We start from the raw sequence: 12,742 nt of genomic DNA on the forward strand, positions 1-12,742 counted from the left end.
TTAATCCTCCAACGTTATTCTTTCATTCATACATTTTATTTGTGGTTTATTATTGATGAATTCAACTATTGTTAAACCACAATTACTAATAGATAATTTTCTATAATTACTCAAATCTAAATCAAGTAATCCTAGAAGTATAACTTTTATCACAACTCCGTGGGATACTAAAAGAATATTCTTTCCTTTATGTTTTTCATGTAATTTATTGATAAAACCCATAGCTCTTTCTTGTACCTTTATGAGACTCTCTCCCTTTGGTATTGTTAGATTATGAGGAGTATTTCTCCAAGTATAGTAGTCTTTATTATTTTTTTTCTCTATTTCTTCTAATGTAAGGCCTTGCCAATCTCCAAAGTTAATCTCCCTTAAATCTTCTATTTGTATTAATTCTGTGGACAACTTATCAGATATTATTTTAGCTGTGTTATAAGCTCTATTTAAATCACTGGAATATATATACTCAAAATCAGTATTTTTAAGCTTATTTGCAACTTTCAAGGCTTGAAGTTGCCCCTTTTCAGTTAATTCTATATCTTTTTGTCCTTGAACTCTTCCTAATTCATTCCATTTTGACTCACCATGTCTTATTATATATAGTCTTTTCATAATACCTCCAATATAATATATATTTAAATATATTATGGCTTTTAATTTATTATTAAAATCAATCCATTAAAAAAAGTAGCCTTAGCTACTTTTTTATAAATCATAATCTATTATATCACTTTTATTCTTATCATCATATATATTATATTCATCCCATATACTTTCTAGTTTAGAAAAATATGTACTTACTTCATTTTTGTTCTTTATACCTAATGCAATTATCAATGCATTAATAAGACTCATTGGAGCCACTAAAGAGTCTACAAATGATACCATATTACTCTTAGCCTCTAAAGTATAGTCAGATATCTTAGATATTGGTGATAGATTACCATCAGATATACCTATGATAGTACAACCTTGTTTTTTTACATACTGTAAAGCATCCAAAGTTTTCTTAGAATATCTAGGATAACTTATACCTATAACCACATCATCTTTCGTTACTCTTAATAACTGTTCAAATATATCACTCATTCCAAAGCTAACAACCTTAACATTATCAAGTATAAGACTTAAATAAAACCCCAAATAACCAGCCAATGCAGTAGAGCTCCTTAAACCTAGTACATATACTCTTTTTGCATTAGATATTTCATCTATTACATTATAAAAGGTATCATTATCTAAATTATCTAATGTAGTTCTCATATTATTAATATCAGCCCTGACTACTTTCTTGATAAAATTTTCTTTATCTGAGAAATCTTCCATTCCTAATCTTTGAACCGTTGTAAGTTTATTTTTTATTAGCTCTTGGAGAGATTTTTGTAACTCAGGATACCCAGAAAATCCCAAAGCATTAGCAAATCTAACAACTGTAGATTCACTAACACCAACCATTTCTCCTAATTTCGAAGCAGTCATAAATGCAGCTTTGTCATAATTTGATATTATATATTCTGCAATTAGCCTCTGTCCTTTACTTAAGTGACTAAAATTCAGTTGAATCAGCTTAATTAAATCTCTTTTATTTTCATCCATAAAATCGTCCTTATTAGATAATATTTAAACCTTGTTCATATGCTTTTTCATTAACTTTTTCTGTTCCTGGGGGAACCCTTTTTAGTATAGCTTCCTTTAATGCTTCTTCAGAAACTATTTTTGTTATTCCATTAATAGCACCTAATGCAACTATATTTGCAACCATAGAAATACCGATATTATTTACAGCTTTTTCTATAATAGGCACATGAAATATTTTAACATCAGTTCTTTCTGGTTTCTCTACATCTTTATCTATAATTAGAATACCATTTTTCTTCAAAGAATCCAAATATTCATCACAAGATTTCTGAGTTAAACTTAATAACACATCACATTTTCTAACCTTTGGATAGTTTATTTCAGTATCGCTTATAATAACCTCAGCTTTACTAGCTCCACCTCTAGCTTCTGGTCCATATGATTGAGTCTGTATAGAATTTTTACCATCTATCAAAGCTGCTTCAGCCAATATTATTCCTGCTAAAATTAACCCTTGACCACCTGATCCACTTAATCTAACCTCTGTTTGTCCCTTCATATTATCTCCCCTCTTGCATTCTATCAATAATTTTTTGATACTCCTCAGTATACTCTGCCTCTTTATTACTATATAGCTCTCCTATAACAATCTTATTACCTATTTCATCCTTACTTAGCTTATTTGCAGCTTTAATGTTAATAGTACCATTTTTTAAATGCTTCATCATTTCTGGAGCATCACCTTTTTTGTTTTTTCTACCATAATATGTTGGACAAATACTTAAAGATTCTATAAGAGAAAAACCTTTATTCTCTATACCTTTTATGGTCAAATCTTTAATCTGCTTAGCATGATATGCTGTAGACCTTGCAGTATATGTGGCACCAGAAGCCTTTGCTAACTCGCATAAATCAAAATTCTTATCTATATTTCCATAAGGTGCAGTAGTTCCTTTTTCTTTTGTAGGAGTTGTTGGTGAATATTGTCCACCTGTCATACCATATATATTATTATTAAATACTATTGTAGTTATATCAATATTTCTTCTAGCTGCATGTATAAGATGATTTCCTCCTATAGCAGCACAATCTCCATCCCCTGTTACCACAATAACGTGTAATTCAGGGTTTGCCATTTTAATTCCTGTAGCAAATGCTAATGCTCTACCATGAGTAGTATGTAGAGTATTGAAGTCCATATATCCTGGAGCTCTAGAGGAACAGCCTATTCCTGATACAATACAAACTTTATCTTTTTCTAATCCAAGTTCATCTATAGCATCGACTACTGCTTTCATAATAATCCCATGCCCACATCCAGGACACCATATATGTGGCAATTTATCCATTCTAAAATATCTATCTAACAATTTGCTAGGCATAATACGTCCCCCTTAATTTTCTCCAATATTTCATCTGGAGTAATTAATTGTCCATTTACTCTACCATATTTAAAGACTTCACAATCCTTATCAGCTGCCCGTTCAACCTCTAACACATATTGTCCAAGATTCATTTCTACAACTATAACTTTTTTAACTTTTTTTGTTAGTTCTTTTATTTCCTTCTCTAAGAAAGGCCATATAGTTATAGGTCTAAATAGTCCTACTTTTATCCCTTCTTCTTTAGCTAATTCAATAGCACTTTTAGCAGATCTAGCAGTACCACCATAGGCTATTATAGCAACATCAGCATCTTCTAACATATACTCTTCATAGTTTGTTATATCATCAATATTATCTTCTATTTTGTTCATAAGTCTATTAATTAGGTTTTCAGCTATGACAGAGTCATTACTTGGGAAGCCAGTCTCGTCATGCACTAGACCTGTAACATGATACCTATAACCATCTCCAAAAGAAGCCATTTTAGGAACTATATCTCCATCTTTCACTTCATAAGCTTTATACTCATCAGGATCACATGTAGGCTTAACTCTATCTATAATTTCAATTTCTTCTCTATTTGGTATTTCTATCTTTTCTCTCATATGCCCAATAACTTCATCTAACATTAACATAACAGGCATTCTATATTTTTCAGCATAGTTAAAGGCTTTAACAGTCAAATCAAAAGTCTCTTTTACTGATGATGGAGTTAGAGCAATTACTGGATGATCTCCGTGAGTTCCCCATCTCGCTTGCATAATATCACCTTGTGCTGGAGAAGTTGGTAGTCCTGTACTAGGACCTCCTCTTTGTACATTCACTATAACACATGGAATCTCTGTTATTGCTGCATACCCGATATTCTCTTGTTTTAAAGAAAATCCTGGGCCACTAGTAGCGGTCATAGATTTAAGACCAGCCAATGATCCTCCAATAACTGCCGCCATACCTGCAATTTCATCTTCCATTTGAATGAATTTCCCACCAACTCTTGGTAACTTTAGTGATGAGATTTCTGCTATCTCTGTAGATGGAGTTATAGGATAACCTGCATAAAACTTCATACCTGCTGCTAAAGCTCCTTCTACGCATGCTTCATTCCCTTGCATAAGCTTTATGTTTTTATTCATCCGACTCATCTCCTTCTAAATAAATAGCATAGTCAGGACATCTTAGTTCACAAAGTCCACATTTTATGCATGAATCCAAATCCTTTATATTTATGATATCGTTTTCCATCTCTAAAACATCCTTGGGACAAAATTCGACACAAATTCCACATCCCTTACACCAGTCTTTATCCACAATCAATTTCTTGTCTTTTTTTGTGGCCACTATAAAGCCCCCTTTTAATTTTTTCTAACTAAATAATACCAAAATAATAGACATTTTGCAATTTATATTTCATTATTTTAAAGAAATTTTATTATTTTGCAAGTTATATTTCATTTTATGCAAAATTTATAATTTTATATTTCGATTTTACTATTTTTCAAAGTTTCTAAACTTTTATAGTCTGTTAAATCAAAATGTAATGGTGTAATGGATATATACTTGTCTTCTATAGCCTTTATATCACTAGTGTTTTTATTTTCAATATCTATCAATTCTCCCGCTAACCAGTAGTAGCTTTTACCCATTGGATCTTCTCTTTTTATATATTTATTATTATACCTTCTTATCCCTAATTCTGTAATTATAGTCCCTTTTATATCTTCTTTATTTAATGATGGTACATTAATATTGAATATCAATCCATCTTCTAAAGTTGAAATAATTTCTATCAAATTGCAAGAAAAATGCTTAGCTCCTTCATAGTTAATTTTGTCTTCACCGTAAGAAACTGAAATAGCAATAGATTTAATATTATGAATAGCTCCTTCTATAGCAGCAGAAACTGTCCCAGAATATAAAACATCAGTTCCTAAATTAGGTCCATTATTAATTCCAGATACTACCAAGTCAGGTTTTTCTGTTAATATAGATTCTAAGGCAATTTTAACACAATCACTAGGTGTACCTGAAATCATATAGCCTTCAATCCCTTCATGTATATCAGTTCTTACTACTCTTAATGGTGCATGAAGAGTAATAGAGTGACCTGAAGCACTTCTTTCCCTATCAGGAGCTACAACTGTCACCTTTCCAATTTTTGATAGTTCTTTTGCTAAATCTCTTATTCCGATAGCATTTATGCCATCATCATTAGTCAATAATATATTCATTTTCTTCCTCCCTAATATAATATCAATTATTCGTAAATAATATAGTACAAATAGATTTTGAGGTGAAATAATGATACAAATAGATGATGCAGGTAGTGGTAGTCTAATCGGTGGTACTATTATTGGAGCTATGAGATGTGATACTAAAGAGTACTATTATAAAATTATCCCTTTAGAACTATATAATTTTGAAAATTTCAAGCAAAAAAAATACCTAGATTACGTAGTTGATATAACAGTGGATCTATTCAATTCCCTTAATGTATCCAAAGAAGAAAAAATATTAGTTTGTAGAGGATACATGTTTGATAATTTAAGGAAATGGTTAAAAGATAATAATTATAATTTTACAAGCACAAAAATTTATGATCCATTACAAAATATAATTGAAAAATCTTTTGAAGATTACACTTTATCTTTAGGCTTTCCAAAAGAGATAATAAGTTATACTAAGTATCCATTTCATTTTCATAGAATTTTAAAATGGGTTTATTCAGACTATGATAAGAGAAAAAAGTTATGTAAAGTAGGATGGAAAAGTTGGCAAAAATATAAAAACCTTAACTTAGAGATAACTTATGAGGAAATAAAGAAATCCAATTATCTATGTTTAAAATGCAATAAAGTTATAGATAAAAACAGTAAAGTAAAAATAATCAACTATACTAGTAATCGCCCCGATAGAATAATACTACATCACAAATGTTAAATATCAGGCTTTAAAACATTAATGTTTTAAAGCCTGATATTTATTTTAAACAGGATATGTTTTATCTTCTTTATTTAACAAATCGTTATCAATACTGTATTTTTCAGCTTGACGATATTGAAAGTATTTTAGTGCTACTTGTGGGAATAAAGCATAAGATAATACATCTTCTTCTTGTTCTATATATTCTTTGATTTCATCTTTATAATTTTCTAATTGAGGTTCTAATAAATCAGCTGGCCTTCCTGTATATATTTTCTCATCGCCTATTATTTTCTTCTTTATATCTTCTTTTATCTCTATCGTAGGTTTACCATACAATCCTTTTACATAATTTTTAATCTCTGAAGGTACCATCTTATATCTTTCACCTAAAATCACATTAAATACTGCTTGAGTACCTACCATCTGACTCATAGGAGTAACTAATGGAGGGTATCCTAAATCTTCTCGTACTTTAGGTACTTCTTCTAATACTTCTTGAAATTTATCTATTGATCCTTGTTGTTCTAATTGTGAGACAAGATTAGATAGCATACCACCAGGTACTTGATATACAAGAGTCTTAGGATCAACCCCTAATACTTTAGTTTTCAAAATTCCTTTCTCTTGATACTTATCTCGAATATCTCTAAAATATTCAGCGATTTCATTCAAATTATTTAAATCGAATCCTGGTTCTCTTCCAGATCCATCTAAAGATGCAACCATAGGTTCTGTAGCAGGTTGACTTGTTCCATTTCCTAAAGGAGATAAGGCAGTATCAATTACATCTACTCCAGCTTCTACTGCTTTCATATAAGTTTGATTTGCTATTCCACTAGTAAAATGAGAATGAAGTTGAATTGGTATACTCACAGTTTCTTTTAATTTTTTGATTAAATCATAAGCATTATAAGGTAATAATATACCAGACATATCTTTAATACATATTGAATCTGCACCCATTTCTTCCATTTCTTTAGCTAGTTTTAAATAGTATTCAGTGTTATGTACAGGACTCGTAGTAAAAGATATTGCAGTTTGAGCGTGTCCCCCAGCTTCCTTTGTGGCTTTTAATGCTGTTCTTAAATTCCTTGTATCATTTAAAGCATCAAATATACGTACTATATCAATTCCATTGTAGATAGACTTCTTTACAAATTCTTCTACAACATCATCTGGATAGTTTTTATAGCCTAACAGATTCTGACCTCTTAATAACATTTGTAATTTAGTGTTTTTAATAGCTTTTCTTAATTTTCTAAGTCTTTCCCATGGATCTTCATTTAAAAATCTCAAAGAAGCATCGAATGTAGCTCCTCCCCATACTTCTAATGAATGATATCCAGCCTCATCTAATTTTTTAGCGATAGGTAACATTTCTTCAGTTGTCATTCTTGTAGCCATAAGAGACTGATGAGCATCTCTAAGAATAGTTTCTGTAAATTTTACTTTTGACATAATAAACCTCCTCTAGAAGTTATATTTTTTCTATACAAAATATGAAAGGTGGATTATTTATTTGGTTAATAAAATCCATCTTCATCACTGTGAACTTCCGCTGGTCTAACTTATTTAAATATTTTTCTACTGCTATCTTTTCTTCTTTTCCTCCGGAGTGTCCATAGTAAACCACTACAATTAGTATACCGTTTTCCTTTAGACTATACAATACACTTTCTATACCTTTTAAAGTGGTATTAGGTTTTGTTATTATAGAATGATCTCCACTTGGTAAATATCCTAGGTTAAAAATAGCTAAATCAATTTTATCATTAATATATTCAGATATTCTTTCATGGGAGTCACATATCAGTTCCACTCTATCTAATAAATTATTTTTTTCTAATAACTCTTTACTACTATCTATAGCAACTTTCTGTATATCAAAACCATATACTTTTCCGTTACTACCAACTCTTTTAGCTAGTTCTAAAGTATCATTGCCATTACCTATAGTAGCATCTACTGCAGTCATGCCTTTTTGTAATTTAATATCTATAACATGTTTTGCTAAGTCTGTAGCTTTTGTTAATAGTCTTTTACTCATGCTTATCTCCTTTTACAATTATGTTTAGAAAAGAAATCTTCAATAATACATTCAAGATTATCGTCATTTTTAATAAATCCTTTTCTTAGAAGATAATCACAATTATTTTTATAAAATACTTTATTAATGTTGTCTAACCTTAATGAATTTAAAGCTGTTCTTATTAAACCATCACCAAAATTCATGTTTCTATAATTTTCTAAAACGAATAAATCTTTTATAGAGGCTATTTTATTATTCTTAGTTACAATTATATAACCTAACTTTTTATTATCTTCTTCTACTATGAATATAATATCCTTATCATATTCAATTCTACCCAAATAATAATTATCTAAAAAGGCTTTACAATTTTTATAGTCATGTTTGTTTATTATTATCATTTTTACCTCCTTTGATGAAACAATTACATTATAATAGATATCTATATATATTTAAAGTAAAAAAATATAGTAAGGATTTAAATCCTTACTATATTTTTTTCAGATAATTTATTTCATCCTCATCTAAGTACCTAAATTGTCCTTCCTTTAAATCTTCTAATTCTATATTGCCCATGGCTATTCTCTTTAATTCTAAGACAGGATGACCTATTGCATCACACATCTTTCTAACTTGTCTGTTTTTACCTTCATGTATTATTATTTTCAATATTGATGAATCTTTACTTTTATTTAATATCTCTATCTCAGCTTTTGATGTTATATAATCTTCGATTCTTAAACCTTTTCTAAATTTCAATAACTCTTCTTTTGTTGGTATCCCTTTCACTTTTGAAATATAAGTTTTGTTTATTTCATGACTAGGATGTGTTAATTTATATGTTAAATCTCCATCATTAGTTAATAATAATAAACCAGATGTATCATAATCTAATCTTCCTACTGGATATACTCTCTGATCTATATTGGGTATTAAACTCATAACTGTTTTTCTATTAAACTGATCAGATACACTAGTTATATACTCTGTTGGTTTATTTATTAGTATATATATTTTTTTAACTTCTATTTTTATTATTTTTCCATTTACTTTAATAATATCTTTATCCACGTCTACTTTATATCCTAACTCATCAATAATCTCATCATTAACTTTTACATTCCCTGCTTTAATAATTTCTTCAGATTTTCTTCTAGAAGCTACTCCTGCCTTTGCCATAAACTTTTGTAATCTCATAAAAAACTACCTCTTCTCTAAATTCTTTACTTTTATAATATCACACTATTTTATCTTCATAAATATTTAGTAAACCTAGCCTTATAATTTTATCTTTTATTTTTTCCTTATCTATTGTATATAAACCTAATTCTTTCATTCTATTAAAATATATTGAACCTGCAAAAGTAAATCTTTTCTTTAAACCCTCTATACTCTTAGTCTCTTCATTCGCATAAGCAATTATATCACCACTAGCCAAGTTTCTTGGAAGCTCTAATAATGGCATACCTAAACTTAATCTTATGCTATTATGACCAGCTAATGACCCTGTTACTATTGCTTCAGTATGACCTACAAAGAAGCCTGATTTTTCACCACCACAAAGAAGATTATCTATACCTTCTACTTTCATGTTATTATATCTTGGAGCAATTGATAAGTACCTTATTGAATTTCCTAGTCCTCCTGAATATGGATCTTCAAATTTAACATTTTCTAATCCCTTTATTTTTCTTAATTTATCTAATGGATAAAATGGTGTCATTAATTTTGCATGTCCAGTATCTAATAGTATTATCTTTTCAGCAAATTCTTTTAATGAATACTGTTGACATACTTTCAAATCTAACTTTTCTAAATTTACGTCTTCTTTAGGTACTGTTAATATTACTACTCCTTTATCATTTAATTCTTTTTGTAAATCTTTACTTAGGGTTTCTTTGTTTAATTTACATGAACCACTAAATGCACCATAAGATCCATTATTTCTTTGTCCCAAAACATCTTCTATTCCACATCTCTCAGTTATGCTTACTCTTGGTCCATAGGAAGGACATCTTAAAATACACATAGCACAGCCATTACCATATTTTAAGCAATTCCCCATAGGTCCAGTGGAGCCAGTAGTTTCTATGAATACATCTCCTTCTATATGTGATTTATCCGATAATACCACTTTTGTTATTTTATTTTTAACCTTCACAACATCAGTTACTCTCCTACATGTCAATATGCTTATTCCCAGATCTTCTAATTGCTTTTTCACTAATGGTTCAATTTTATTTACATCATATAATGAGGCATGATTATGTCCAGGAAAATCAATATCTACATGTCGTGAAACCTTATCACATATATTGAATAGTTCTCCCGCTCCTAAATGTATAGACTCTTCAGCAGCAGTATATCTACCATTGTTTCTCATGATACCTCCTACGTTACCTAAGCCTAAGAGCATATCTGTTTTTTCAATTATAGTTACATCTCCTCCAGCTTTCTTTGCACTTATAGCTGCAGCACATCCTGCCCATCCACCGCCTATAATAATTACTTTAGTCAATATTAACCCTCCTTTTAATTAACTCTCTTATATCTATTTGAGTTTTACATCCTTTAACAGATCCTTCATTTTCTAAATGAGCCGAGCATGCGCCACAAACACCTTCTCCACAACATATTTCACTATTATTAGTTGCTGAAATATTTATACTTGGATCTATCTCATCAATAAGTTCGATAATCTTTTTGTGAAATATATCTGAACCTGCAGAAAATACAAAATCTATTTTTTTATCAATCATAATTTCTTTTATATATTCTTGTTCTTTATATTTCATAGTATCAATAAAAATAATTTCAATATTTTTGTGTGATAAATAATTTAATATAAAGTTATCTTCTAGCTTACCTTTATCCAAAATAAGTGTTATATTATTATTTTTTACGATCTTATTAATCAATAACAAAGTAGGGGCTTGAGCTACACCTCGAGCTATCAATAAACAGTTGTTATTTTTTAAGGTCTTAATATTATTTAATCCGTATATTCCATTCCAATAAGGACCTCTTATTAAAATATTATCCGATTCATTAAGTCTTTTTGTTTTAGTACCTAATACTTTGTATACAATATATACATATCCTTCTTTTTCATTAGCCTGCATAATAGACATCGGAACATCAAAAAATTGAGGTAATCCTTCACCTCTAATAAAAATATAAGCTCCTGGTTGTTTTAATTGTCTCGCTAGAGTTTTAGTCGTTTCAATTTTAAGTAAATACACTTCATTCCCTAGTGACTCTTTCTTTAATATTTTGCTTGAATAAAATTTCCTACTATTTTTTTTAACGTAATCATTCCAAACAAATTCACTATAGATACAACTACCTCTCCAGTTACAATCACAAAAATCTTGACCTCTAAGAATAGAACAAGTTATACAATCCCCTGTTTCAGCCAAATAGCATGGACAATATTCACTACCTGCATCAATGCACAGTAATCTTTTATTCAATATCTTCCCCCCCTTATTTTAGCTTTTTGCCTATATTATTAAGATATTATTTTTACTAATATCTGTTACAAAGAAAATAAAAAAAGACTTCTTATTTGATTAGAAGTCTTTTAGAATATACTATCTATAAAATTAACCATTTTATCTTTTAAAGTTTTTTCATTTATACTTTCTGATAACTTAATATCACCTTTATATATATTTTGGTCCTTTAAAGTAATATTAACTTCCCCTACTACAGTTCCTTTTTTTACCGGGGCTGTTAATGTTTTAGGAATTTTTACTGAAATCTTTATATCCTTTACTTCATCTTTTAATAAAGGATAATAGAAGTCTTTATTTATAACTATGGGTAACTTATCAATTTTTCCGTTATTAATTGATATATTTTTTATAAAATTACCCTTGCGCAATATGTGGGTGTTTTTATAATTATTAAAACCATAGTCAAATAAGTTATAGCAATCATTAAACCAATTATTATCATTTAAAACTACAGCAATCAGTTGTATATCATCTCTAGTAGCACTAGAAACCAAACATCTTCCTGCTGCTTGGGTATAACCAATCTTAACTCCATCGCCTCCATCATACTGCCATAAAGTTTTATTTTTATTATAAAAATGAGAATTCAAATCTCTATCTGAAACATAATCAACTGTTTTAGATATTTTTCTAAAGGTTTCATTTTTTAAAGCTACTTGTGAAATTAATGCTAAGTCATATGCAGTAGTATAATGATTTTCAGAGTGTAATCCATGAGGATTAGTAAAATTAGTATTAATTGCACCAATCTCTTTAGCTCTTTCATTCATTAAAACAGAAAAATTATCAATGCTCCCTGCTATATGACATGCTATAGCTGTTGCAGCATCATTTCCTGATCTAAGTATCAATCCATATACTAAATCTTTTAATTTTACCTTTTCATTTGGTTTAAGATAAATACTAGATCCTTCAACATTTGTCCATTCTTCTTTTACTATAACTGTTTCATCTAAATCACCTTTTTCAATAGCTATTAATGCTGTCATTATTTTTGTAGTACTAGCCATAGGTAGCTTTTGATTAATATTTTTAGAATACAATATCCTACCGCTATCTCGTTCTATAAGAATAGCACCTCTTGCACTTTCATTAGGCGCCATTGCTATTGAAAATGAATGGGTAACCGGAAGTACAGCTATAAAAAAGAGAGTAATTATAGATATTATGATATTTTTCTTAAACAAAAAATCACCTCAAAATTATTATTTGTATATTTAATTTAAAAATTCAATATTGAGATGCTAAGTTTTACTTTAAAATCTATATATTGTTTACAATAGTAAAATAAAAAGTCTTCTATAGAAGACTTT

General features: G+C 29.2%; 15 protein-coding genes. 1 reads left to right on the plus strand and 14 read right to left on the minus strand.

The features are described from left to right. From GOQ27_RS15835 to surE, 7 genes are all read right to left on the minus strand, one after another. Nucleotides 1-609 carry a histidine phosphatase family protein gene (locus tag GOQ27_RS15835; RefSeq protein ID WP_203367849.1) on the minus strand — a complete coding sequence of 203 codons (609 nt, stop codon included), beginning with the start codon at nt 607-609 and terminating at the stop codon, nt 1-3. Nucleotides 610-702: 93 nt separating this feature from the next. Continuing rightward, nucleotides 703-1,593: a MurR/RpiR family transcriptional regulator gene (locus tag GOQ27_RS15840; protein ID WP_203367850.1), complete on the minus strand. Its 891-nt coding sequence runs from the start codon at nt 1,591-1,593 to the stop codon at nt 703-705. Between the two features lie 13 nt (nt 1,594-1,606). Beyond that, the gene (locus GOQ27_RS15845) at nt 1,607-2,134 is read right to left on the minus strand and encodes a 2-oxoacid:acceptor oxidoreductase family protein (RefSeq protein WP_203367851.1); all 528 of its coding nucleotides are present in this window, start codon (nt 2,132-2,134) and stop codon (nt 1,607-1,609) included. A 1-nt stretch (nt 2,135) separates the two neighbouring features. Next, on the minus strand, nt 2,136-2,957 hold the full coding sequence (locus GOQ27_RS15850) for a 2-oxoacid:ferredoxin oxidoreductase subunit beta (protein WP_203367852.1): 822 nt from the start codon (nt 2,955-2,957) through the stop codon (nt 2,136-2,138). After that, the gene (locus tag GOQ27_RS15855; protein WP_203367853.1) at nt 2,939-4,093 is read right to left on the minus strand and encodes a 2-oxoacid:acceptor oxidoreductase subunit alpha; all 1,155 of its coding nucleotides are present in this window, start codon (nt 4,091-4,093) and stop codon (nt 2,939-2,941) included. Before GOQ27_RS15855 ends, GOQ27_RS15850 begins: the two co-directional genes overlap by 19 nt. After that, complete coding sequence (locus GOQ27_RS15860) at nt 4,086-4,298, minus strand: 4Fe-4S dicluster domain-containing protein (RefSeq protein WP_203367854.1); 213 nt, start codon at nt 4,296-4,298, stop codon at nt 4,086-4,088. Before GOQ27_RS15860 ends, GOQ27_RS15855 begins: the two co-directional genes overlap by 8 nt. 134 nt (nt 4,299-4,432) lie before the next feature. Beyond that, a complete protein-coding gene (gene surE / locus GOQ27_RS15865) occupies nt 4,433-5,188 on the minus strand; it encodes a 5'/3'-nucleotidase SurE (protein WP_203367855.1) in 756 nt (251 codons plus the stop codon). A gap of 70 nt (nt 5,189-5,258) precedes the next feature. Here surE and GOQ27_RS15870 point away from each other — a divergent pair, with 70 nt between their 5' ends. Then, nucleotides 5,259-5,897: a hypothetical protein gene (locus GOQ27_RS15870; RefSeq protein ID WP_203367856.1), complete on the plus strand. Its 639-nt coding sequence runs from the start codon at nt 5,259-5,261 to the stop codon at nt 5,895-5,897. 45 nt (nt 5,898-5,942) lie between these two features. Here GOQ27_RS15870 and GOQ27_RS15875 read toward each other — a convergent pair whose 3' ends face one another. The 7 genes from GOQ27_RS15875 to GOQ27_RS15905 form a co-directional block, all read right to left on the minus strand. Next, a complete protein-coding gene (locus GOQ27_RS15875) occupies nt 5,943-7,340 on the minus strand; it encodes an oxaloacetate decarboxylase subunit alpha (RefSeq protein WP_203367857.1) in 1,398 nt (465 codons plus the stop codon). A 19-nt stretch (nt 7,341-7,359) separates the two neighbouring features. Then, nucleotides 7,360-7,929, minus strand: coding sequence for a tRNA 5-(aminomethyl)-2-thiouridylate-methyltransferase MnmM (gene mnmM / locus GOQ27_RS15880; RefSeq protein WP_203367858.1), 570 nt, complete (start codon nt 7,927-7,929; stop codon nt 7,360-7,362). A gap of 2 nt (nt 7,930-7,931) precedes the next feature. Then, nucleotides 7,932-8,312 carry a GNAT family N-acetyltransferase gene (locus GOQ27_RS15885; RefSeq protein WP_203367859.1) on the minus strand — a complete coding sequence of 127 codons (381 nt, stop codon included), beginning with the start codon at nt 8,310-8,312 and terminating at the stop codon, nt 7,932-7,934. A gap of 88 nt (nt 8,313-8,400) precedes the next feature. Further along, the gene (locus GOQ27_RS15890) at nt 8,401-9,108 is read right to left on the minus strand and encodes a pseudouridine synthase (RefSeq protein WP_203367860.1); all 708 of its coding nucleotides are present in this window, start codon (nt 9,106-9,108) and stop codon (nt 8,401-8,403) included. Nucleotides 9,109-9,148: 40 nt separating this feature from the next. Beyond that, complete coding sequence (locus GOQ27_RS15895; protein WP_203367861.1) at nt 9,149-10,429, minus strand: FAD-dependent oxidoreductase; 1,281 nt, start codon at nt 10,427-10,429, stop codon at nt 9,149-9,151. Further along, nucleotides 10,422-11,384, minus strand: a complete 963-nt coding sequence (locus tag GOQ27_RS15900; protein ID WP_207751327.1) for a sulfide/dihydroorotate dehydrogenase-like FAD/NAD-binding protein — start codon at nt 11,382-11,384, stop codon at nt 10,422-10,424. Before GOQ27_RS15900 ends, GOQ27_RS15895 begins: the two co-directional genes overlap by 8 nt. Before the next feature lie 110 nt (nt 11,385-11,494). Continuing rightward, entirely contained in the window at nt 11,495-12,616 is a 1,122-nt protein-coding gene (locus GOQ27_RS15905) for a D-alanyl-D-alanine carboxypeptidase family protein (RefSeq protein ID WP_203367862.1), read from the minus strand. Between the last annotated feature and the right edge of the window lie 126 nt (nt 12,617-12,742).

It is taken from the genome of Anaeromonas frigoriresistens, assembly GCF_016820655.1.
Taxonomy (GTDB): domain Bacteria; phylum Bacillota; class Clostridia; order Tissierellales; family SIT17; genus Anaeromonas; species Anaeromonas frigoriresistens.